Here is a 21,527-nt window from a genome sequence, read left to right as displayed (position 1 = left end):
CGTAACGCAGCAGGTCGGGCGGCTAGGCGGCCGGCGTCGTGGCGGTCGACGCGGTGGTGACTTCGGAGTAGACGTTGCCGCACGCATCGCAACGGACCTGATACTCGAGCTTGTCGTCGCGCTCTAGAAAGCTGTACTGCGCCCATGCCATGCATCGCGGGCACCGTGCGCGACCGTGTTCCACTGCCATTCACCAAACCCCTCATTCGCACAGATGCAGTGGAAGTACCCCGTGCAAAGCTGGTCTAATCACCGACTTGCGGGCCCTGCCCGCCGCCTAGTAATTCAGCCCGGAGAACATCACCCGGCCGGGATCATACTTTTGCCGCACCGCGCTCAGCCGAGACAGGTTCGGGCCGAAATAGCGCGCCGGCGACTGGCCGGCCTCGATGTAGTTCACGTAGCCGCCGACCGAATACTGTTGCACCGCTTGGTGTGCCGTGCCGAGCCAATTCGTCGCGGCCGCAGGATCGCCGGTTTCGACGTACCACTGCACCAGCGCCGACTGCCGGCGCCAGGGAAAGGCCGTCGCCCCCGGCGCCACGGTGGCAAGGGCGCCGTCGAGCGCGTGCATGATCGCCAACATGCGCCCGGCGCCGCGGGGAAAGGCGTTGACCGCCGCGGCGATCCCCTGCGCGACGCCCGCGTTGACGGTGGCGAAGACGTCGGATCCGCCGACGTAGCCGAGCGGTGACGGGTTGAGGTTCCCGACCGCCAGGTAGTTCACCAGGTCCATGTAGTTGAAGGTGTGGTTCTCGGTGCCGGAGGGCTGCATTCCGACCGCCTGGGTGATGGCCGCCGCCGTGCTGTTGCCGGATCCGGCCGGGGAGGTCGCCATGATTCGGCAATGCGTGCCCGTCGCGTCGACGGTGGCGTCGGCCAGCGCCCAGCTGTTTCGGTCCGCGGTGCGCAGCCAGTTCTGCCATCCGACGAGGACCTGGGCGAACGACTCCGGCGGGAAGTTGAGGTTGACGACGTCGACGTCCTTGGTGGGGAACGTCGCGAAGGTCAGCGAGGTCGTCACACCGAAGTTGCCGCCACCGCCGCCGCGCAGCGCCCAGAACAGGTCGGGGTTGCTGGCCGCGGATGCGGTGACCGCCTGGCCGTTGGGCAGCACGACCGACGCCGATGTCAGCTGGTCGCAGAGCAGACCCGCGTGCCGGGACTGGGCACCCAGGCCGCCGCCCAGCGCGTGCCCCGCGGCGCCGACCGATGGGCAGGTGCCCGTCGGGACGCCCCGGCCGGCCGCGGCAAGCGTCCGGTGCATCGTGTAGAGGCTGGTGGCCGGCGTCACCGTGACCTGCCCCGTGGCCGCGTCGTAGTTGGCGTCCCCGGGCAGTTGGCGCAGATCGAGCACCATGGTCCCGTTGGCGGTCGACGCTCCGATGTAGGAGTGCCCGCCACTGCGCGGAGCGACCTTGAGGTTGTGGGCGGCGGCGAACGCCATCGCCTTCTGCACGTCGGCCGCCGACGTGGGGGTGACGACGGCCGCCGGCGTGGACCCGTTGTAGTTGGTGTTGAAAACCTGTTTGGCACTGGCGAATTGGGGGCTGTCCGGGAGCAGCACCTTGCCGCCGAGCGCGGTGGAAAGGCCTTCCCACCCGGACGGCCTGGGATCGGCGAAAGCACGGGGTGAGCCGAGCACCGCCCCCGCGGCTAGCGCCCCGACGGCGCCCCGCAGAAACGTCTGCCGTGAGATCTCACGCGCCAACGTCGGGCTCCCGCGACTGCCTCATGTCCCGAATTGTCGGCCACGAGAACCGTGGCGGCGCATGACATGTCGACGGTTGACCGAAACGTGCCCCAACCGTTATCCGGCGCCCTTGCCGTTGTCGACGCGATAGACGGCGCCGTGGATGGCCGCGGCGGCGTCGCTGGCAAGGAAGGCGATCACGTTGGCGACGTCGAGCGGCTGCATCATGCCGCGTGGGGAGGCCGTGCGCATGATCAGGTCGTAGTTCGGATTGTCCGGGGCGCTGAACTGTTCGATTTGGGGTGTGAGCATCCCGCCCGGGCACACGGCGTTGACGCGCAGGCGATCCGCCGTGTATTCGACGGCCAGCGCGCGGGTAAGGCCAATCAGCCCATGCTTGGCGGCGCAGTAGCCGGCCGAGTACGCCTGGCCCTCGACACCGGCGATCGAGCTGACGTTGACGATGTTTCCGCCTCGCTCCAGCAGGTGGGGCAGCGCGGCCCGGCAGAGAAAGAAGGGGCCGTTCAGGTTGACGGCGACACCTGCTCCCAGTCGGCGTCGGACATCGACTCCGTGCGGCGCATCTGGTGTTTGCCGGCGACGTTGACGAGAATGTCTAAGCCGCCGAATTCGTTGACGCACTGCTCGACCGCGTCCCTGCAGGCCCGGGGCGAAGCGATGTCCACCGATGCGTGGCGGCCGCGTTCCACGTCGGCGAAGACGCCGGCCAGGCGTCCGGCGTCGCGACCGATGCCGAAAACCGTTGCGCCCTGCCGCGAGAACAGTTTGGCGGTTTCCGCGCCCAGTCCCGACGACGCGCCCGTCACCAATGCCACCTTGTCCTGCAGCGCAGCCATGCCAGCTCTCTTCCTTCGTCGCGGCGAGTTCGATGCGGCGTGCATGCTTCGGGCAGGCTAGTAGGACCGCATCCGCACGACGCTACCCCGCAGAAGGTCAAGTGGGGCAACCGGTCTCGATCTTCGCCCACTCGCGAACATCCGCTCGAGCTGCAGGCTCTGCCGAAGTCGGCGTGCCGTGACCACCGCGACCAGGTTGATCGCCAGCTTGCCCAGCGCGATCCTGCTGGTGCGCTTCTTCCAGCTCGGCCGCGTGGGACGCGCACGGCGGCCGACGTAGTAGCCGATGCACGTCGCTGTCGTGAGCGCGCAGATCGCCGCGATTACCGTCACGTGATGAGCGTCCTTCGTCACGGTCGCGGGAGGGTCACGCGCCGGCCACACTCCGGCCAACAAGTCTCAGGCCAGGTCGTGAGGCACGGAACCTGCCGATTCAAACAAGCTGGACCTCAACGCAATGCGATATCAGTCGATGTCGGCGCCGCCCGACATCGAGATCAGGACGCGGCGGTCACCACCGAGATGGGGATATTCGTCGTCGGGCAGGGGTACCGACAGTTGCTGTTCTGCCCAGTCGGCGGGGTCGGCCTCCACTGGCAAAAAGCTGTCCCGCGCACCGAAGTATCTGCGCGCACGGCTGTTGAGCATGGCTGGTTCGATCACGGTTACCCTCCTTCGCGACTGATGAATAACCCCGACTGTCAACATGTTTGGCTTTGTGAGGGTGGGCCGCCCGCCCCCGGACGAGTCGCCTGGCTATGGCAGTGGCCGAACCTCATCCGTGCAGGATCGAGGTAGTGCCCACGGAGTTGCCCGGGCGCGGCGGACTGGCCCATTCATCCTCGTTGTGATCTCATCACCTGCCTTTCTCCATCCTGGTGTTACCGGGCTTGGCCGACGGTCGCCGCGGAGGGCTGCGCTGCACGGCGCGCACATTGGGCGCGGGCGCGCGCCATGGCGGTGCGCATACCTCCCAGGACCGACCAGGTGACCGGGGCCCAAGCAGGGCGCACCCGGCCACTGGTGGCGCCGGTGGCCGACGAAGCAGGGTGACTGACGCCGCGCACAAGATGGCGTCGACCTCGGCAATCAGGACCGCCACCTCCGGATCATCGGCCAGCAAGAGCCCCGTCTGCCGGCCTGCTGATCCCTCGGCGTCGGTGCCGGGCGCCGCTGTCCCGGTGCCGCAGTGCGTCATCACCAACTCACGTTCTGTCAGCATGGCACCGGCCCATCAGGCGCTGATTGCGGTCTGCTGCCTATCCCCGCGGTTGACCGCGATCTTGCGTGGCTTGGCCTTCTCGGCCACAGGGATACGTAACCGCAGTACCCCGGCGTCGTAACACGCGTCGATATGTTCGGTGTCGAGATTGTCGCCGAGCACCAGTTGCCGACTGAACACCCCACGCGCCCGTTCGGTTGCCAGCATCTCCCGGCTTGGATCGACGTCGGGGCGCTCGGCGCGCACCGTCACCACATTGCGCTCGATGTCGAGGTCCAGCGACTGCTCATCGATTCCCGGCAGATCGAATTCGACCACGAACTGCTCGCCGTCGCGCCAGGCATCCATCGGCATCGCGGCAGGACGTGCCGCGGTGCCCGATAGCTGCTGAGTGAAGCGGTCGAGGTCACGAAACGGATCGCTACGAACCAACATGGTCGTCACCTCCAACACTCCCATCTGGTGTCTGTTCGCATCGGTTATCTATGCCTTGCGGCATAGTTTTTATATAGCTCGGGTCGGCGATCTTGGCAAGGGTCTGGCGAAGATTTTCGGGGCCAGTTGCCGAGAGATGTTGCCGGCCACCGCATGCAGCGGGAGATCGGGTTGACGTGACCGGGCGACGGCGCCCCCCTTCGGCGCAAGACCCCCGCGCCGCAATCGCAGAATCGCCCGGCACTGTACGCCTGTACAGCGTGCCACCGGTGTCACAATACAACGAACCGGCTGAACGAGGAGAACATGGCAGCATCCGCGCGGCGTGTGGGCGCCGAGACGTCCAAGACCCGGGACACCCTGCTCGACCATGTCGAGAAAATGATGCTCGACGAGGGATACGCGAGCGTGACCTACCGCGCCCTGGCCTCGGCCGCCGGGGTCACGCCCAGCCTGGTCCAGTACTACTTCCCGACACTCGACGACATTTTTCTCTCGGCGATCCGCCGCTATTCCGAACGCAGCCGACGGCTCCTCGACAAAGTGCTCGAATCGCGCCCCGATGATCCACTCCGCGCATTGTGGGAGTTCAGCCGTACCGAGGCATCGGGCGCGTTGATGACGGAATTCATGGCTCTGGGCAACCACCGCAAATCCATCCAGGCCGAGATCGCCGCGGTGACCCAGGCCAACCGCAAACGTCAGGTCGATGCGCTCGTCGCCAAATTCGGCAAGAGCGCACGCCCGGGTGGACACTTCTCGCTACCCGCCCTGCAACTGCTGATCTCCGGGCTGCCCAAGTTCCTCAACCTCGAAGAGGGCATCGGCGTCAAGACCGCCCACAAGGAAGTCACCAACGCCTTCGAGAAGTACCTGGACTCGATCGAACCGGCCCCAGCGCCGAAACGTAAGACCGCCCAACGGCGTTCACCGTAGCGTTCAGGGCGGACTTCTCCAGGGAAGCCGGATCGAATCAGGGCGCAGCCAACTGCATAGCGACACCGCGGTGCCGCTCGGCTAGCGCATCACATGGGCGCACTGGGTGTGCGGATGGACGTCAAACAGGTCGCGGTAGGAGGGTGGTTGCCGGCCGTCTTCATCGTGGATGCCGTACTTGACGGCCAGTTCCGCGCCGATGAGCGTCTGGCCGCTGAGTTCGATGCATTGGTGGTCGTTGTAGAGCGCCCAGATCACATGTCCGGTGAGCTCGGGTGTTTCGGCGCTGTCGAGGATGTGCCCGAATTTCTCGGGGTTGCTGGCGATGATGGCGCGGACGCGGTCGGTGAGCAGCGATCCCATCCAGATCGATACCGCCGTGATCCCAGTGTCTTTGAAGTCGACGGCCATGTCGGCGGCCATCTTGTCGACGGCGGCTTTCGGCACTCCGTAGGCGGGTCCGAAGGCATAGTGCACCGAGCCCGACGAGGAGGTGAAGGCCACCAGGCCGCGTCGCTGCGGGAGCATCAGGGGTGCGGCATAGACGGTGGCGACGTAGCTGCTGCGCACGCCGACATCCAGGGTGTCGATGACATTGAGCGGCTCTTCCCAGAACTTGGTGCGCCCCATCATTTCGTCGCGGATGAGGGCGGCGTTGTTCACCAGGATGTCGATGCGGCCCTGTTCCTGCTCGATCCGGGTGAACAGCGCCTTGACCTGTTCGTCGTCGCCGTGATCGACACGCACGGCGATGCCCTGTCCCCCTGCGGCGCTGACCATTTCGGCCGTCCGGTGGATCGTGCCGGGCAGGGCGGCGTCGCCGGCGTTCTCGCTGCGGCCGGTGACGTACACGGTGGCGCCGTGCTGTCCGAGGGCGTGGGCTATGCCGGCTCCGGCGCCGCGGCTGGCTCCGGTCACGACGGCCACGCACGGTGCGGACGACATGAGAGTTCTCCTGTCTGTCGGGTCAGCCGACGATCGCGGGCATGGAGTCCCAGCCCCGGACGGTCGAAGTGCGCGAACGACGCGCGTTGTCCATGTCGATGGTCCACTCGGGAAATCGCTTGAGCACCTCCTCGAGCGCGACGCGGCCCTCGAGGCGGGCCAGTGGTGAGCCGACGCAGAAGTGGGCGCCGCGACCGAAGGTGAGGTGTCCGCCAGGCTTACGGCGGATGTCGAACCGGTCGGGGTCCTCGAAGTGCCGTTCGTCGCGATTTGCCGAGGCGAGCATCAGCAGTATCGCGCTGCCGGCCGGCACCATCTGCTCCTGGAACGCGACATCCTCGGTCGCGACGTAGCGCGCGACGTGCGGCCCGGGCGGCTCGAAGCGCAGCAGTTCCTCGATCGCCGTCGGGATCAGGGAGTGGTCTTCGGCGAGTTCCTTGCGTTGGTCGGGGTGTTCGGCCAGGACCTTGCCCATCCACCCGAACAGCCGACCGGTGGTCTCGACGCCGGCGCCGGCGACGACGGCGAGGAAGATGACCAGCTCTTGCTTGGTCAACTTGCGCGTAGTTCCGGTTTCGTCGTCGAATTCGACGTTCAGCAGCTCGGTGATCAGGTCCTCGGACGGGTGCTTCTCGCGCCACTCGACGTATTCGCCGAACATCTCGCCGGTGAAGTAGTGCTCCTTGTCGACGTGCATAGGCTTGCCGGCTTCGTTGCGCAGCACCGCGTTGGCGTGGGCGCGCACCGCGGGCTGCTCGGAATCCGGGATGCCGGCGAGCATCCCGATCGTTTTCATCGGGAGTTCTGCCCCGAGGTCCTGGACGAAGTCGAAGCGTTCACCGCCAACCAGCGGATCGAGGCAGGCGGTGCAGAACGCGCGCACCTTGTCCTCGATGGCGCGCATCTTCTTCGGTGTGAATGCGCGCGACACGATGGCGCGGTGGATGGTGTGCACCGGGGGATCTTCATTGATGAAGACGCCTGCCGGGATCATCGGATCTGTGAGCACGACTTCGAGGATGTCGCCCTTGGCCGAGCTCAGGCGAGTGGTGTCCTTGAGCGCCGCGTCGACGTCGGCGTAGCGGCTGATGCCCCAGAAGTTGTGCCGCTCGTTGTAATAGAGCGGGGATTCGTCGCGAAGCCGGCGATACGTCGGGTAGGGGTCGAGGTCGATCTCGACATCCCAGGGATCGTAGTACAGGTCGTCCATCTGCTGCCTCCAAAGTTATTGCCGAGCGGCGCGATTCGTTTGGCATTCGGCCTAGATGACGGCACCGCCGTTGACGCCGATCACCTGGCCGGTGATGTAGCCCGCGGCGTCGGTGCACAGGTAGGAGCACAATCCGGCGACGTCCTCGGGCGAGCCCAGGTGGCCGGCGGGAATCGCCCGCGTCAGGTACTCGGTCGGCGGCAGCTTTTCCAGCCGCTGTTGTTCGCGCAGCATCGGGGTGTCGATCGCGAATGGCGGAATGGTGTTGGCGGTGACGCCTTTTCCGGCGTAGTCCCGCGCGACGGTCTTCGTCAACGCGATCACCCCGCCCTTGGTGGCCGAGTAATGGCCCTGACGTGGCGCGCCCTGTTGGCCGGCCGCCGACGAGATGGTGACGATGCGCCCCCATCCGGCGGGGACCATGTCCGCGAGGCCGGCCTGCAGGCTCAGGAAGGTGCCGGTCAGGTTCACCGCGAGGAACCGATTCCACTCTGCCAGGGTGATCTGGTCGAACCGCGTGAACCCGCCGATGGCCGCGCTGGTCACCAGGATCTCGACGGGGCCGAACTGTGCTCGCACCGTGTCGAACGCGGCGTGAACCGACGCTTCCTCCGATACGTCGACACCGGCCGCGACGGCTTTGCCTCCCGCCTCGTGGATTTCGGCGACGACCTGGGTGGCTGCCTCCTCGTTCAGATCAAGGACGGCCACCCGGTGCCCGTCGGCAGCGAGCATCGTGCAGATCGACCGACCCAAGCCCGATCCGCCGCCGGTCACCACCGCCACTCGGCTCATCTCAGACACGCTCCTTGCCGCACCGACATTGGGTGGGTGCTGTACGAATGTACAGCGATACGTACGCCGTAGACAAGGCGGCCGCATTTCGCTGATGTTGTACAGTCGTATTGCGTCTGTTGCCGGTCGCGACGATGGGAAGTGGTGTTGTGGACGACAGGTTCTCGATGCAGGGGCGGGTTGCCGTCATCACCGGCGGCGGCACTGGGATCGGCCGGGCTTCGGCACTGGTCCTGGCCGAATACGGCGCCGACGTCGTGCTCGCCGGACGGCGGGAGGAGCCGCTGAAGGCCACGGCCGCCGAGATCGAGGTACTGGGACGGCGGGCACTGGCCGTGCCGACCGACGTGACCGATGCCGCGGCGTGCCAGTCCCTCGTCGATACGACGCTGGCCGAATTTGGCCACCTGGATGTGCTTTTGAACAATGCCGGTGGCGGTGAGACCAAATCCCTGATGAAGTGGACCGACGACGAGTGGCATCGGGTGCTGGACCTGAACCTGTCCAGTGCGTGGTATCTGTCGCGCGCGGCCGCCAAGCCGATGATCGCCGCGGGCAAGGGCGCCATCGTCAACATCTCGTCCGGCGCCGGCCTGTTGGCCATGCCCCAGGCGCCGGTGTATGCCGCCGCGAAGGCCGGGCTGAACAACCTCACCGGCTCGATGGCCGCGGCCTGGACCCGCAAGGGCGTGCGGGTCAACTGCATCGCCTGCGGCGCCATCCGCACGCCCGGCCTAGAAGCCGACGCAGAGCGTCAGGGCTTCGACGTCAACGTGATCGGACAGACCAACGCCTCGGGTCGCGTTGCCGAGCCGGATGAGATTGGTTACGGGGTACTGTTTTTCGCCTCTGATGCGTCCAGTTACTGCTCGGGTCAGACGCTGTACATGCACGGCGGGCCCGGCCCCGCAGGTGTCTGAGACACAGGCGAGACGCGAGGTCTGCTGGGGTTGTAACCACAGATCGGATTCCAACCGAGGCGATCTACCTCGTCGCTGAGGTTCACCACCGTTCGGCGGGGACGTCTTCGATCGTCAGCGGACGGGCGTAGGAGGGATCGGTGCGGTCCCACTTGCCCTTGATGAAGCCCTTGACGGCGCCCGATGCCATCACCGAGGAATCGCCGCTCATCATCCACTCGAGGGTGCAGCGGCGCAGCGCGATCTTCCAGACCCCGTCGCGGCGCTCGAGGCGATCGAGGTAACGGCCGCCCATCAGCGACACGATCTTGCCGCCCTTGGCCCGCATCGCCCCGATGACATAGCTCTCCGCATGGGCTTCGTCGCCATTGATCTCACAGGTCTGGGTGGTGATGTTGTGCAGGTGGTCCTCGAAGACCATGCTGTGCGCGTTGTTGGCCCAATCCCCGTATTCGGGGCCGAGTTTCACGGTCGGGCCGTGTTCGTCCACGCCGTCCTCGAAATAGACGCTGCCCATCAGTTCCGTGTCGTGGCGGTCATGCCCACGGGACTGGTTCATCACGCAGTCGAGGATGGCGGTGCGATCCTCGAGGTACTGCACCCGCTGCTGCAGTTGCTTGAGCTCGTCGCCGTTGGTCATGACGGTCCTTCCGCTGAAGTAATGGCTTCGCTGTACATCTGTATAGCACACCGTGGGGTCGACCTCATCAAGGCGGGCGTGTTCGTTCAGGACGGCTGGCCTCGTTGTGATCAACCTGCGAGAGGCCGCGTGTTCGACTACGCACGCCGGGACACGGACTACGCACTTTCAAGGGCGCGAAGGACTGCCTGGACACGCGAAGCTCATGCCGTGCGACCCGGACCGGCATGAATTTTCCACCATTCCTCGCCGGCCCGTTCGGGTCCGCCCTTCAACTATCGAGGAGACGAAGATGAGCCTGGCGCACGCCTCAGACGCCCGGATGGCCCCGGCGGACGAGTTGGTGCCGTCGCGCTACGCGGTGCGGGTCGGCGAGATTGACGTGCTGGTGATCAGCGATGGGGTGCTACCGATAACCACCTCGACGTTGGCCACCAACGCCGCCCCCGCCGAGCTGGCAGGCTGGCTGGGCGATAACTTCCTGCCGCCTGAGGTGGTCGACTGGCCGCTGAACGTGGTCGTGGTGCGTAGTGGTGACCGGACCATCCTGGTCGACGCCGGGCTGGGGCTGGAGTTCCCGGACTTCCCGCGGGCGGGGCAAACGGCGAAGCGACTGGAGGCCGCGGGTGTCGATCTGGCATCCGTGACCGACGTGGTGCTCACCCACCTGCACATGGATCACGTGGGCGGGCTGCTCACCGAAGGGCTGAAGGACCGGTTGCGTCCGGACCTGCGGATCCACGTGGCGGCCGCAGAAGCCGATTTCTGGGAGGCACCCGACTTCTCCCACACCACCATGCCGGAGCCGATACCGGACGTGCTTCGCTCGGTCGCCTCGCGATTCCTGGACGAGTACCGCGACCGGCTCCGGACGTTCGAGACGGACTACGAGGTGGCGGCGGGCGTGTTCGTCACCCGCACCGGTGGTCACACCCCCGGGCACAGTGTGGTCCGCCTGGCTTCGGGCGGCGACCGGCTGACATTCGCGGGTGACGCCGTGTTTCAGGTCGGATTCGAAAACCCCGAGTGGCACAACGGATTCGAGCACGACCCCGAGGAGGCGGCCCGCGTTCGGGTGCGTCTCCTGCGGGAGTTGGCCTCGACAGGCGAGTCGCTGGTGGCCACCCACTTGCCGTTCCCGTCAGTGTGCCGGGTCGTGGTCGCCGGCAACGTCTTTCGGTGCGTACCGACCGTCTGGGATTACTGACCGCTCCCGGGTGGTCGCGCCATTGTCGCTGCCGGACTAGGCTATCGCGGTAGCGTCGGCCGACACACGAAGGAGGCGCTCGCATTGACCGACATCATCAACGACGCTTTCTCCCGCCGGGTGTTCATGCGGGGCGCCGCGTTATCGGTGCCCGTCGTGGGCGCCGCGCTCGTCGTACCCGCCGCGTTGGCCGAGCCTTCGGAGTGCAGCGATCCATCCGGCATGGTCGGCAACTGCGCGGTGCAGCTACCCCAGGAATTCACCTCGACGAGTTTCAGCACAACGGCCATCGCCGGAGGTACGAACTACTCGATTCTGTTCAGCACCAAGATCCCGAGAGGCCCGCTCGTACCTTCGGGCGCCACCGGTTACCGCATCCGCAGCGGCAGTGTGTCGGGCACGAAGCAGGACGGAACCCCGTTCCGCCTGACACCAGGGATCGGCGAGGTGGGACCACGGGTCCTCGGAGCACGTTCGGCGTCATCCCTCGGCTTCGCGCTGGATGTGCCGTGGAATGCCGACCAGCTCGTGCGTTCGTTCCTGTACGCCTACGAAGTCGAGTTCTTGACCGGGCTGACTGGAATTCAGACCTGCCCGTACACGACCACCATGACGCTCGCGGACAATGGGATGACCCTCGGCGGTGTCGGCTCGGTGACGTTTTCCCAGCCGAGGCTTACCGATTGCGGCGAGGCACCACCGCCTCCAGAGTGAACCAGTCGCACAGCTTCCGTCGCTATCCCGCTGCTCGGGTTTCGGAATCAGGGATGGTCCTACCCTTGACGAACTTCCACCGCTCAACCAGTGCGTCGCCGAAAACATCGTTCTGCCAATAGAATTCGATGGACATTAGTACTTCGAGTATGATATGACCCGGCTGTTCGCGATTGAGGCCAGGATTGGGGCCGGCACCTATGGGGTGCAATTGGTCGGCGCGCCCCACCGCGGCATGGGCCGCAAATACGTCGCGCAGCTTCTCGACCGAGCCGCGGGGCCCGCGGCACCGGCCGTAAACGATCTGTGGGCCGACAAGGGTAATCCCTTGCCGGCCCACAGATTACGTAAAGATCAGACCGCGGTCACTCCGGTGGCCTGGGGGCCCTTGGCGCCCTGTCCTACCTCGAACTGAACCCGCTGATTCTCCTCCAGTGAGCGGTAGCCACCGCCCTGGATCTCGGAGTAGTGGACGAAGACGTCCGCACTGCCGTCATCGGGGGCGATGAAGCCGAAGCCCTTTTCGCCGTTGAACCATTTCACGGTTCCTTGCGTCATATCTCTTGTACTTCTTTCGTTTACTTTCGCGAATGCAGAACACATTCACCCTTCAGCCTACCCCACAATTGGAGTCCCTGAATCCGTCTTCTACGGCGGCGCCGCGCCGGGGGCACCCACCGGACGAGATTTACGCGTCGATCATCACCGTAGGTTGCCAACCTGCGTGGCGGTGGACGACTCCTTTACGCGCCGCTCGACGCGATGCCAATCGACCGGCTACGGCGTGAAGGCCATGCGATCACGGCTCCGTTGCGCACACAGCTCGCCACCCCGTCAACGCCCCCCGGGTCGGTTGGCGTGGTTGACGCGACGGTGTTAGCGTAGCCACCGTCGCTGACTCGGAACCCGAGTTTCGCTTCGGTTGGCAGCCATCTTCTCGCGTCAACCGGGCTGTCCGGCGTCTGACTGAACGCAACGAAAGCTGGGGGAACGCACGCGGTGTTTCGAGTGTTGAGACGGTTCTGGATCCCGCTGCTGCTGGTGGTGGTCGTGGCACTAGGCGCGTACGCGATCACCCGCATCCGGGAGTCCACCGGGCATCACGGCCCGAATCTGGCGGAGGGATCCGGAATTACCGCGAACTTCAATCCGAAGCACATCCGGTACGAGGTCACCGGGGCGGGTGGGACCGCGAATCTCAACTACCTCGATGAGAACGGACAACCCCATCTCATCGAAAACGCCCCGCTGCCCTGGTCTTTCACGATCGTGACGACGCTGCCGTCGATGTCGGCCAACATCCTGGCCCAGGGCGATCGGGGCACCCACGATCTTCGGTGTCAGGTGACCGTCGACGGTCAGGTGCGTGACAGCAGGACGAGCACCGACGCCATCAAACCGTTCATCTACTGCTTGGTGAAATCCGTATGAGCAACTTGCACACGAAGCCGCACCGCCCGTTCGTTGGTCGGATGGTCCGGATCTTCTCGGTACCGATCATCGTGTTCTGGGTGCTCGTCGCGGTGGGCCTGGGCATCTTGACCCCGTCGCTCGATGACGTCGCGGCGACGCGTTCAGTGCCTATCAGCCCCACCAATTCGGATTCGTATCGGGCGATGCTGCACATCGGCAAGGTGTTTCAGCAGTACGATTCCGACTCCACAGCGATGGTCGTGCTGGAGGGCAAGGACAAGCTCGGCGACGCGGCGCACAAGTTCTACGACAAGATCGTCGCCAAGCTGGAAGCCGATCATCAGCACGTGCAGAACGTCCAGGACTTCTGGAGTGATCCGCTGACCGCGGCGGGCTCTCAGAGCGTGGACGGCAAATCCGCCTACGTGCAGATCTTCCTCAATGGCCCCCAGGGCACGACGCCCAGCCACGAGTCGGTGGCAGCCGTGCGTGACATCGTTGCGTCGGTACCAGCGCCTCCGGGTATCAAGGCCCATGTCGCCGGTAATACCGTGCTCAATGCCGACACCAGCGTGGCAGGGCACCAAAGCATGGCGATCATGGAGCTGGTGTCGGTCGGCGTCATCATTGTGATGCTTCTGATCGTCTACCGCTCCGTCGTGACGATGCTGGTTTCCATGGTCATCATCGGCCTGGAACTATTTGCCGCACAGGGCATTACGGCCACGGCGGGCAACCTGAACATCATCGGCTTGACGCCGTACGCGGTGAGCATGGTGACCATGCTGGCCTTGGCCGCCGGGACAGATTACGTAATCTTCCTACTCGGGCGATATCACGAGGAGAGATCGAAAGGCCTCGATTCCGAAGAGGCGTTCTATGTCGCCTACAGCGGTGTCTCGCATGTCATCCTGGGTTCCGGGCTGACCATCGTCGGTGCCTGCTTGTGCCTCACCATGACCACGCTGCCCTACTTCCAGACCATGGGTCTGCCCTGCGCGATCGCAGTTGGGGTGATCATCGCCGCAGCCCTGACGCTGGCGCCGGCGATCCTGACGGTGGCATCGAAGTTCGGTCTGCTCGACCCCAAGCACAACGTGGTCTCCTCGCCGGGTTGGCGCAAGGTCGGCACCTCCGTGGTTCGCTGGCCCATCCCGATCGTCCTGGTGACCTGCGTGATCGCCGTCGTGGGTTTCGTCGCCCTGATGACGTATGTGCCGCAGTACAACGACCAGAAGTTCACCCCCGCCGATATGCCCGCCAACCAGGCCATGGGCGTCGCGGACCGGCATTTCTCCCAGGCCCGCATGAACCCCGAACTGTTGATGCTCGAGGCCGATCACGATCTGCGTACCCCCGCGGACATGCTCGTGATCGAAAAGGTCGCCAAGAATGTCTTTCGCATGCGGGGCATCGATCGGGTGCAGACCATCACCCGCCCGCTGGGCGCACCGATCGAGCACAGCTCGATCCCCTTCCTGCTTGGTGCGCAAAACGCCGGCACCCTGCAGGCCGCGAAGTTCAACAACGACAACTCGGCGCAGATGCTCGAACAGGCCGACGAGATGAGCCGGACCATCGCCAACATGCAACGCATGTACACCATCACCAAGGAGATGACCGAAACCACGCACAGCATGGTTGGCAGGACGCACGAGATGGTGGACACCACCAACGAATTGCGGCAAAGCCTCGCCGATTTCGAGGATTTCTTCAGACCCATTCGCAGCTACTTCTACTGGGAAAAGCACTGCTACGACATCCCGATCTGCTTTTCACTGCGGTCAGTCTTCGACACCCTGGACGGAATCGACGCCCTCGCCGACCAAATACAAGGCCTCACCACCGATTTGGATCGGTTGGATCATTTGCTGCCGCAGATGTTGCCGGTGCTGCAGAACACCATCACCTCGATGACAAAGATGCGCGACTTCATGATCGCGACCCATAGCACCCAGGCCGGCACCCAGGCCCAGCAGCAGGAGCTGGCCAAAGGCGCGACGGAGATCGGCCTGTACTTCGACCAGGCCAAGAATGACGACTTGTTCTATCTGCCACCGGACGTGTTCGACAATCCCGACTTCAAACGTGGCATGAAGATGTTCATGTCACCCGACGGCAAGGCAGTCCGGATGATCATCACCCACCAGGGCGACCCGGCCTCGGTGGAGGGTATCGACCATGTGCGGGGCCTCAAAGGTGTTGTCGCAGATGCCCTCAAGGGCACCCCGCTGAGTAATGCCAAGGTCTCACTCGCCGGCACGGCATCGCTGTATGCCGACATGCAGGACGGCGTCGTCACCGACCTCATGATTGCGATCATCGCGGCGATGATCCTGATTTTTGCGATCATGCTGCTGATCACGCGCAGTGTGGTGGCCGCCCTGGTGATCGTCTGCACCGTCGCCGCATCCTTGGGTACCGCGTGTGGTTTGTCGGTGCTGCTCTGGCAGGACATCCTGGGGCTGGGCGTGCAGTGGATCGTGATCCCGTTGTCGATGGTGATCCTGCTGGCAGTGGGTTCGGACTACAATCTGCTCGTGGTCTCGCGCTTCAGGGAAGAGCTACACGCCGGGCTCAACACGGGCATCATCCGTGGCATCGGGGCGACCGGACGCGTCGTCACCGCGGCCGGCCTGGTATTCGCCTTCACCATGATGGCGATGATCGTGTCCGACCTGCGCGTGGTCGGTCAGCTCGGCATGACCATCGGCATCGGCCTGGTGGTCGATACGTTGATCGTGCGGGCGTTCATGACCCCCTCGATTGCCGCCGCGCTGGGCCGCTGGTTCTGGTGGCCGCTCAACACCTTTGAGATCACCAGGCATGGCCGTGGCGGACCCGAGCCAACTCCGGTCGACGACGACAACACTGCGCCCCTTGCGACAGCGAGGGCGTGAGAGCCGTGACCGAGTCTGGCAAGCTGGCGGCGGGGTTGGTCGCCGCGGCGGAATGCTTGTCAGACACGGAATCAAAACTGCGCCAACGTACCCAAGGCCGGCTCGATCGATCCCGCGATCCCGCGATCCTCGACGCCGCGCTGGCCGCATTAGCCGAAAACGGTTACAACGACACCAATATGAACGATATCGCCGCGCGAGCGGGTGTTGGTAAAGCGGCGATATACCGCCGCTGGGCGTCGAAGGCCGCGTTGATGACCGATGCGCTTGTGTATTGGCGGCCCGACCTCATCGACGACGATGCCCCGGACACCGGCAGCCTTGCCGGTGACTTCGACGCGGTGGTTGAACGTGTGGCGCGCGCCGATGACGACCTGATCTCCAGCGATCTGGTGCTGCGAGTGGCAATGGAGGCGATGCACGATCAGCAGCTCGCATCGGCCCTCGACGAGTTGATGCTGCTCAAGGGCAGGCGCGTGGTGACGGCCATCCTCCGACAGGCCGCCGCCCGCGGCGAGGTCGCACCCGACGGGGACTGGACCCTTATCGCCGACACCTTGACGGGAATGGGGCTGATGCGGGTCATCAGCGGTCAAACCGTCGACGCGAAGTTCGTCCGCAGAGTCATCGACACGCTCATCCTGCCTGCCGTCTGCGCGGCGAGCACCAAGGATGGTGGCGGGAGCGCAAAGTAGCGCCTGTTCGACCAACGACGACGTCGGACGTCACCGCGCCATGTTGGCGAAGCGCGAGAGGTGCAACTGGTGCGCAACGGTCACCGTCTTGGTCGGGCCGTTACGGTGTTTGGCGAGAATGAAATCCGCCTCTCCCCCGCGCGGATCGTCCCTTTCGAATGCGTCCGGCCGGTTCAACAGAATCACCATGTCCGCATCCTGCTCCAGCGATCCCGACTCACGAAGGTCAGACAGCATCGGCTTCTTGTCGGTGCGCTGCTCGGGACCGCGATTGAGCTGGCTGATTGCGACCACGGGAACCTCGAGCTCCTTGGCCAAAAGCTTGAGCTGACGGGAGAATTCGGACACCTCGAGCTGTCGCGACTCCACCTTCTTGCCCGACGACATCAGCTGCAGGTAGTCGACCACCACCAGGCGCAGGTCGGCCTTCTGCCGCAACCGGCGCGCCTTGGCGCGGATCTCCATCATCGTCAGGTTCGGCGAATCGTCGATATAAAGTGGTGCCTCGCTGATTTCGCTCATCCGCCGCGCCAGCCGCGTCCAGTCTTCGTCGCTCATCCGGCCCGAACGCATGTCGGCGAGTTTGATTTTCGCCTCCGCCGACAGCAACCGCATGACGATCTCGGACTTGCTCATCTCCAGCGAGAAGATGACGCTGGCCATGCGGTGTTTGATCGAACACGACCGCAGGAAATCCAGGCCGAGGGTGGAGTTATGAGTAGGGACCATCGCCCTGCTCGCCAGATACAGGTGACTGTCGTTGTCCACTTCGACACAACGCACGGCAACCGTATCGACCGGGCGGACGTCCACAATGAAGCGTGATCCAGAACGCGTAGTGCCGGCTACAGCGCGGCGCTCTTTGTGCGCTAGGGCCTTTCGCTCCAACGCGAACACTTTGTCTTCCGTCGAAAAAGTCAGGGTGTAAGCGATGCTGGACGCTTCATTGCGCCCCCGGACGCGCTTGGTCGAGGTTTGGCAGCGATAGCCGAGGCTGACGATAAGCTCGGCGACATCGCACACGAGCCGCTGGTTGGTGACCGAAAACTGCACGGCACCACCCGCTGTCACCGTTCCATCGGTGTCGAGCAAGCCGGCGAGTAGCGCGCGCCGCTGCGTCTCGGATCCCCGCAGGTATTCGGTCGGGATGTGTTTGTTCCCGAGCACGCCGATTGTGCGCAGGCGCGCCTGCAAGGTACCCACAGTCGAGTGACATTTCTGGCACAACCGCAGCCCCGCGGATGGCCCCCCGCAGCGAACGCAGGTGGGGCCCGGCACCGGGGCGGAGACAAACCGTGCCCGGCCACCGCACGATCGTCCACAAGTCCGTACCTGACTAGGTTGTGGAATGAACGACTTGCCGCATACCACGCACTGGCGCGGAGCCTGTTCGGCGCTAGCCGGGAGTCGCAAGTGGTACCGATACCGAGCGGATTCCGACGGAACCGCCACAATGCCGTCCGCTTCGATCCGCATGATGATCTCAGGATCGGCCGCGGTGATCTGGGCTGCGGCACTGGTGCCATCCCCGAGCCAGGCGCCGAGAGTGTAAGGGGGCACCAAGAACTCGCGATCCGGCAGGTCAAGTGCGCGCGCATTGACCACGCTGTGGTTCAGTCGCCGGTCCAGAGTGGGGCAACGCAAGGTTCCGGCGATCTCGGCCGTCGTTCGCACCGCCGCGAAGGTGCGCTGATTCTTGTACCGGTTGTAGCCCGCGGCGGCCGCCCGCGCGGACTTCCGGGACGCACGTGTCTCGGTCAGCCACTGATGCGCGGCGTCGGCGACGATCACCGTCCCGTCGGAGAATTCCACTTCGTAGCATGGCCGTCCCAGCAGCACCTCGGTGGCGGCGACCACCCGCGTCGGCTTCCCATCGGCGCCGAGCAGCTCATCGCCGACCGCGACATCGCCCATCGTCGTCCACCCGGTCGGCGTGGGCAGCGGCGTATCCAACGCCAGGGCCTTCCCGACTCCAGGCCTGGCCGCCACAATGATCATCTGCCCGGCGTGCAGACCGTTGGTCACCTCGTCGAGTTCGGTGAAACCCGTCGGCACCCCGCGCGCCACGCCGCCGTTCGACGCGATGGCGTCGATCTCGTCCATCGTCGGCTGCAGCAGATCCTCGAGCGGAACGAAATCCTCCGTCGTCCGCCGGTCGGCCACCTCGTAGATCTCGGCCTGCGCGCGGTCGACCACCTCGGCCACATCGGCACCCTCGGCGCCCGCGTAGCCGTACTGCACCACACGGGTTCCGGCCTCGACCAGGCGCCGCAGTAGCGCCTTCTCGGCGACGATGGTCGCGTAGTAGCCCGCGTTGGCCGCGGTGGGCACCGTCGAGATCAGCGTGTGCAGATACGGCGCGCCGCCGATCCGGCGCAGCAGGTTGCGACGGTCCAATTCCGCGGCGACCGTGACGGCGTCGGCCGGCTCACCGCGCCCGTACAGGTCCAGGATCGCGTCGTAGACGTTCTGGTGCGCGGGGCGGTAGAAGTCGCCGGGCCGCAGCCGCTCGAGCACGTCGGCGATGGCGTCCTTGCTCAGCAGCATGCCGCCGAGCACGGCCTGCTCCGCCGCCATGTCCTGCGGTGGCTGACGCCCGAAGTCCTCGCTGGGCGACGACGCATCCATGCCCGACGTCAGATCATCGACGACCGCCATGGATTCCCTTCTCCCGCGCTCCACTCATCCGAACATACATTCGATAACCGACATTGAGGGTAGGTCAAGGTCCTGACACCTTCGCCTCAGAGCGCCCACACGCTCGGCGCCGGGACGACGTTAGACGTTGCTGGCTACTAGGTAAAAGGGGTGCTGTTCATGAAGCTGTGCATCGTGTGTGCATATACATCGACACCTGTGTTGAGCGGGGTGTGGAGAACCTGTGGATTAAAGCAAAGGGCCAGGACATAGGTGCAGATACCGGCCATACAACGCCATGAAAACCATGTGGACAAGAATCTCTACGGCGTGTCGGGCCGGGTTACGGTCCCGGGCGTGTTGGCTTTCCGCCATATTTTCCCAGCGTTACGGGCCGGTAACGCGGACCGTTCGGATGCGGCCCAGAAATCGTTCGCTAGGGAGCACGTCCGCGACCACCCGTGGCAAACAACGGCCGCAAGCCCGCAGCGCAAAAAGCCCGGCGGCGGCCGATCAAGGCCACCGCCGGGAATGAGCAAATGTCGGGTGCTTAGCTCTGCGCGACCACTTCGAGCGCGACCTCGACGTCGACCTCGGGGTGCAGGTGCACCGCCACCGGGTGAGTACCGAGGGCTTTGATGTGCGACTTCGGCAGCCGGACGATCCGTTTGTCCAGGTTGGGACCGCCGGCCTTCTTGATCGCGGCGACGACGTCGCCGGCGGTCACCGAGCCGAACAGCTTCCCGGAATCCGCCGCGGTCTTCACTGGCAGCGAGACCGGTCCCAGCGCCTCGATCGCCGTCTTGAGTTCGTTGGCGTGGCCGAGGTCGCGCACCGCCTTGGTTTCGCGGGCCCGGCGGATGTCGTCGGCCTGCTTCTGCGCGCCGCGCGAGGCCACGATCGCCAGTCCGCGCGGGAGCAGGTAGTTGCGGCCGTAGCCATCCTTGACCTCGACAGTGTCGCCGACGGTACCAAGGTGGTCGACGTCAGCCGTCAGAATCAGCTTCATCGTTCGTAACTTTCAGTTGGCCTTCGACGCCTACCGCGCCGAGGAGGTGAAGGGCAGCAGCGCCACTTCGCGGGCATTCTTCACCGCGATGGCGATGTCGCGTTGGTGCTGCACACAGTTGCCGGTGACGCGACGCGCACGGATCTTGCCGCGCTCACTGATGTAGGTGCGCAGCAGCGCGGTGTCCTTGTAGTCGATCGCTTGATCCTTCTTGGCGCAGAAGACACACTTCCGCGCCTTGACCGGCTTTTCCGGAGCCGGGCGCCGCTTGTTGGACTTGGCCATGTCTGTCTTTCTTTCCCTTTTCTACTGCTGAAGTTCTTAGAAGGGCGGTTCGTCGTCGCCGCCGCCGAACGAGCCCGATGCCGGCGCGCTGCCCCACGGGTCGTCGGCCGGTGCGCTGGTCGCGGGCGCCGCCTGCTGGCGGGATCCACCGCCGCCACCACCGCCGAAGCCGCCGCCGCCACCGCCACTGCGCGAGGCCTTGTTGACCTTGGCCGTGGCATAGCGCAGCGAGGGGCCGATCTCGTCGACCTCGACCTCGACGACGGTGCGCTTCTCACCTTCGCGGGTCTCGAACGAACGCTGCTTGAGCCGGCCCGTGACGATCACACGGGAGCCGCGGGTGAGGCTTTCGGCGACGTTCTCGGCGGCTTCCCGCCAGATGTTGCATCGCAGGAACAGCGCCTCGCCGTCCTTCCACTCCCCGCTCTGGCGGTCATAGATCCGAGGCGTCGACGCCACCGTGAAATTCGCGACGGCGGCACCCGACGGAGTGAACCGCAGTTCTGGGTCTGCGGTCAGGTTTCCGACGACGGTGATAGTGGTGTCACCAGCCACAGTTTCCTCCTCGTTCCACGCTGTTGCTCGCCGCTCCGGTAGTGGATGTCATGAGCGTGTCCTCGCTGAGCCTACGCAGGTGCGCCCCGCCGTGGGTCCACGGCGCGGCCACGATTGTTAGTGCTTGTCGGTGCGCATCACCTTGGTGCGCAGTACCGACTCGTTGAGGCTCAGCTGGCGGTCGAGCTCGGACACCGTCGCGGGCTCGGCTTTCAGGTCGACGACGACGTAGATGCCTTCGGCGTGCTTGGCGATCTCGTAGGCCAGCCGGCGCCGGCCCCAGATGTCGACCTTGTCGACGGATCCGCCATCCTTGCGGACGACGTTCAGGAACGTCTCCAAGGACGGGGCAACGGTGCGCTCGTCGAGCGTGGGGTCAAGAATGACCATGATTTCGTATGGACGCATGGAAACCTCACCACCTCCTCTGGTCTCAAGCGGCCACGGTCGATCCGTGGC

The 21,527-nt window shown here is 65.0% G+C and carries 22 protein-coding genes and 1 pseudogene; 7 read left to right on the top strand and 16 right to left on the bottom strand.

Going from position 1 to position 21,527, the window contains the following annotated elements:
* Positions 1–22: 22 nt before the first annotated feature.
* The 6 genes and pseudogenes from P6281_RS00480 to P6281_RS00455 all read right to left on the bottom strand — a co-directional run bounded on the left by P6281_RS00480 (position 23) and on the right by P6281_RS00455 (position 4,207).
* A complete protein-coding gene (locus tag P6281_RS00480) occupies positions 23–151 on the bottom strand; it encodes a hypothetical protein (RefSeq protein ID WP_008262754.1) in 129 nt (42 codons plus the stop codon).
* A 126-nt stretch (positions 152–277) separates the two neighbouring features.
* The gene (locus P6281_RS00475; RefSeq protein ID WP_009952095.1) at positions 278–1,711 is read right to left on the bottom strand and encodes an FAD-binding oxidoreductase; all 1,434 of its coding nucleotides are present in this window, start codon (positions 1,709–1,711) and stop codon (positions 278–280) included.
* Between the two features lie 99 nt (positions 1,712–1,810).
* Positions 1,811–2,550, bottom strand: a pseudogene (locus P6281_RS00470) (SDR family NAD(P)-dependent oxidoreductase).
* Positions 2,551–2,607: 57 nt separating this feature from the next.
* Positions 2,608–2,883, bottom strand: a complete 276-nt coding sequence (locus tag P6281_RS00465) for a hypothetical protein (protein WP_014383609.1) — start codon at positions 2,881–2,883, stop codon at positions 2,608–2,610.
* 132 nt (positions 2,884–3,015) lie between these two features.
* Complete coding sequence (locus P6281_RS00460) at positions 3,016–3,213, bottom strand: hypothetical protein (protein WP_014710772.1); 198 nt, start codon at positions 3,211–3,213, stop codon at positions 3,016–3,018.
* A 571-nt stretch (positions 3,214–3,784) separates the two neighbouring features.
* Positions 3,785–4,207: an Hsp20/alpha crystallin family protein gene (locus P6281_RS00455; protein ID WP_008262748.1), complete on the bottom strand. Its 423-nt coding sequence runs from the start codon at positions 4,205–4,207 to the stop codon at positions 3,785–3,787.
* 306 nt (positions 4,208–4,513) lie between these two features.
* On the opposite strand from P6281_RS00455, the gene P6281_RS00450 reads away from it, so the two are divergent.
* Positions 4,514–5,143: a TetR/AcrR family transcriptional regulator gene (locus tag P6281_RS00450; protein WP_008262744.1), complete on the top strand. Its 630-nt coding sequence runs from the start codon at positions 4,514–4,516 to the stop codon at positions 5,141–5,143.
* An 81-nt stretch (positions 5,144–5,224) separates the two neighbouring features.
* Here the strand turns inward: P6281_RS00450 and P6281_RS00445 are convergent, their stop codons facing one another.
* Genes P6281_RS00445 through P6281_RS00435 form a run of 3 tightly spaced genes read right to left on the bottom strand, consistent with a single transcriptional unit; the run spans position 5,225 to position 8,093 of the window.
* Positions 5,225–6,088 (bottom strand): SDR family NAD(P)-dependent oxidoreductase, encoded by an 864-nt coding sequence (locus tag P6281_RS00445; protein WP_014710769.1) that lies wholly within the window; start codon positions 6,086–6,088, stop codon positions 5,225–5,227.
* Positions 6,089–6,110: 22 nt separating this feature from the next.
* Positions 6,111–7,298 (bottom strand): cytochrome P450, encoded by a 1,188-nt coding sequence (locus P6281_RS00440; protein WP_014383606.1) that lies wholly within the window; start codon positions 7,296–7,298, stop codon positions 6,111–6,113.
* Between the two features lie 51 nt (positions 7,299–7,349).
* On the bottom strand, positions 7,350–8,093 hold the full coding sequence (locus P6281_RS00435; RefSeq protein WP_009952105.1) for an SDR family NAD(P)-dependent oxidoreductase: 744 nt from the start codon (positions 8,091–8,093) through the stop codon (positions 7,350–7,352).
* A 149-nt stretch (positions 8,094–8,242) separates the two neighbouring features.
* Here P6281_RS00435 and P6281_RS00430 point away from each other — a divergent pair, with 149 nt between their 5' ends.
* Positions 8,243–9,013 carry an SDR family NAD(P)-dependent oxidoreductase gene (locus P6281_RS00430; RefSeq protein WP_014383605.1) on the top strand — a complete coding sequence of 257 codons (771 nt, stop codon included), beginning with the start codon at positions 8,243–8,245 and terminating at the stop codon, positions 9,011–9,013.
* An 82-nt stretch (positions 9,014–9,095) separates the two neighbouring features.
* Here P6281_RS00430 and P6281_RS00425 read toward each other — a convergent pair whose 3' ends face one another.
* On the bottom strand, positions 9,096–9,653 hold the full coding sequence (locus tag P6281_RS00425) for a nuclear transport factor 2 family protein (protein WP_324738568.1): 558 nt from the start codon (positions 9,651–9,653) through the stop codon (positions 9,096–9,098).
* A gap of 292 nt (positions 9,654–9,945) precedes the next feature.
* Here P6281_RS00425 and P6281_RS00420 point away from each other — a divergent pair, with 292 nt between their 5' ends.
* Both P6281_RS00420 and P6281_RS00415 read left to right on the top strand, forming a co-directional pair.
* On the top strand, positions 9,946–10,860 hold the full coding sequence (locus P6281_RS00420) for an MBL fold metallo-hydrolase (protein WP_324738567.1): 915 nt from the start codon (positions 9,946–9,948) through the stop codon (positions 10,858–10,860).
* An 84-nt stretch (positions 10,861–10,944) separates the two neighbouring features.
* A complete protein-coding gene (locus tag P6281_RS00415) occupies positions 10,945–11,574 on the top strand; it encodes a hypothetical protein (protein WP_008262709.1) in 630 nt (209 codons plus the stop codon).
* 354 nt (positions 11,575–11,928) lie between these two features.
* On the opposite strand, the gene P6281_RS00410 is transcribed toward P6281_RS00415, so the two are convergent.
* Entirely contained in the window at positions 11,929–12,132 is a 204-nt protein-coding gene (locus P6281_RS00410; protein WP_009952110.1) for a cold-shock protein, read from the bottom strand.
* Positions 12,133–12,582: 450 nt separating this feature from the next.
* On the opposite strand from P6281_RS00410, the gene P6281_RS00405 reads away from it, so the two are divergent.
* The 3 genes from P6281_RS00405 to P6281_RS00395 are packed head-to-tail and all read left to right on the top strand — an operon-like array spanning position 12,583 to position 16,582.
* Entirely contained in the window at positions 12,583–13,005 is a 423-nt protein-coding gene (locus P6281_RS00405) for an MmpS family transport accessory protein (protein ID WP_014383602.1), read from the top strand.
* Positions 13,002–15,887, top strand: a complete 2,886-nt coding sequence (locus P6281_RS00400) for an MMPL/RND family transporter (RefSeq protein WP_324738566.1) — start codon at positions 13,002–13,004, stop codon at positions 15,885–15,887. Before P6281_RS00405 ends, P6281_RS00400 begins: the two co-directional genes overlap by 4 nt.
* Positions 15,888–15,892: 5 nt before the next feature.
* Complete coding sequence (locus P6281_RS00395) at positions 15,893–16,582, top strand: TetR/AcrR family transcriptional regulator (RefSeq protein ID WP_014381579.1); 690 nt, start codon at positions 15,893–15,895, stop codon at positions 16,580–16,582.
* 30 nt (positions 16,583–16,612) lie between these two features.
* Here P6281_RS00395 and dnaB read toward each other — a convergent pair whose 3' ends face one another.
* From dnaB to rpsF, 5 genes are all read right to left on the bottom strand, one after another.
* Entirely contained in the window at positions 16,613–19,240 is a 2,628-nt protein-coding gene (gene dnaB, locus P6281_RS00390; protein ID WP_014383600.1) for a replicative DNA helicase, read from the bottom strand.
* Between the two features lie 529 nt (positions 19,241–19,769).
* Positions 19,770–20,228: a 50S ribosomal protein L9 gene (rplI, locus tag P6281_RS00385; RefSeq protein WP_008262694.1), complete on the bottom strand. Its 459-nt coding sequence runs from the start codon at positions 20,226–20,228 to the stop codon at positions 19,770–19,772.
* Between the two features lie 30 nt (positions 20,229–20,258).
* Positions 20,259–20,513 carry a 30S ribosomal protein S18 gene (gene rpsR / locus P6281_RS00380; protein ID WP_003874730.1) on the bottom strand — a complete coding sequence of 85 codons (255 nt, stop codon included), beginning with the start codon at positions 20,511–20,513 and terminating at the stop codon, positions 20,259–20,261.
* A gap of 36 nt (positions 20,514–20,549) precedes the next feature.
* Positions 20,550–21,068 carry a single-stranded DNA-binding protein gene (locus P6281_RS00375; protein WP_008262692.1) on the bottom strand — a complete coding sequence of 173 codons (519 nt, stop codon included), beginning with the start codon at positions 21,066–21,068 and terminating at the stop codon, positions 20,550–20,552.
* Between the two features lie 117 nt (positions 21,069–21,185).
* A complete protein-coding gene (gene rpsF, locus P6281_RS00370; RefSeq protein WP_007771721.1) occupies positions 21,186–21,476 on the bottom strand; it encodes a 30S ribosomal protein S6 in 291 nt (96 codons plus the stop codon).
* Between the last annotated feature and the right edge of the window lie 51 nt (positions 21,477–21,527).

This window comes from Mycobacterium sp. 5-140-3-2, assembly GCF_035666375.1.
Classification (GTDB): Bacteria; Actinomycetota; Actinomycetes; order Mycobacteriales; family Mycobacteriaceae; genus Mycobacterium; species Mycobacterium intracellulare.
This window is presented reverse-complemented; position numbering and strand designations above follow the sequence as displayed.

Excerpts from the sequence above, each read along its gene's own strand:
- P6281_RS00440 (WP_014383606.1), bottom strand. The coding sequence starts at position 7,298 with ATGGACGACCTGTACTACGATCCCTGGGATGTCGAGATCGACCTCGAC.
- P6281_RS00455 (WP_008262748.1), bottom strand. The coding sequence starts at position 4,207 with ATGTTGGTTCGTAGCGATCCGTTTCGTGACCTCGACCGCTTCACTCAG.
- P6281_RS00435 (WP_009952105.1), bottom strand. The coding sequence starts at position 8,093 with ATGAGCCGAGTGGCGGTGGTGACCGGCGGCGGATCGGGCTTGGGTCGG.
- P6281_RS00480 (WP_008262754.1), bottom strand. The coding sequence starts at position 151 with ATGGCATGGGCGCAGTACAGCTTTCTAGAGCGCGACGACAAGCTCGAG.
- P6281_RS00450 (WP_008262744.1), top strand. The coding sequence starts at position 4,514 with ATGGCAGCATCCGCGCGGCGTGTGGGCGCCGAGACGTCCAAGACCCGG.
- dnaB (WP_014383600.1), bottom strand. The coding sequence starts at position 19,240 with ATGGCGGTCGTCGATGATCTGACGTCGGGCATGGATGCGTCGTCGCCC.
- P6281_RS00410 (WP_009952110.1), bottom strand. The coding sequence starts at position 12,132 with ATGACGCAAGGAACCGTGAAATGGTTCAACGGCGAAAAGGGCTTCGGC.
- rplI (WP_008262694.1), bottom strand. The coding sequence starts at position 20,228 with ATGAAGCTGATTCTGACGGCTGACGTCGACCACCTTGGTACCGTCGGC.
- P6281_RS00425 (WP_324738568.1), bottom strand. The coding sequence starts at position 9,653 with ATGACCAACGGCGACGAGCTCAAGCAACTGCAGCAGCGGGTGCAGTAC.
- rpsR (WP_003874730.1), bottom strand. The coding sequence starts at position 20,513 with ATGGCCAAGTCCAACAAGCGGCGCCCGGCTCCGGAAAAGCCGGTCAAG.
- P6281_RS00445 (WP_014710769.1), bottom strand. The coding sequence starts at position 6,088 with ATGTCGTCCGCACCGTGCGTGGCCGTCGTGACCGGAGCCAGCCGCGGC.
- rpsF (WP_007771721.1), bottom strand. The coding sequence starts at position 21,476 with ATGCGTCCATACGAAATCATGGTCATTCTTGACCCCACGCTCGACGAG.
- P6281_RS00400 (WP_324738566.1), top strand. The coding sequence starts at position 13,002 with ATGAGCAACTTGCACACGAAGCCGCACCGCCCGTTCGTTGGTCGGATG.
- P6281_RS00420 (WP_324738567.1), top strand. The coding sequence starts at position 9,946 with ATGAGCCTGGCGCACGCCTCAGACGCCCGGATGGCCCCGGCGGACGAG.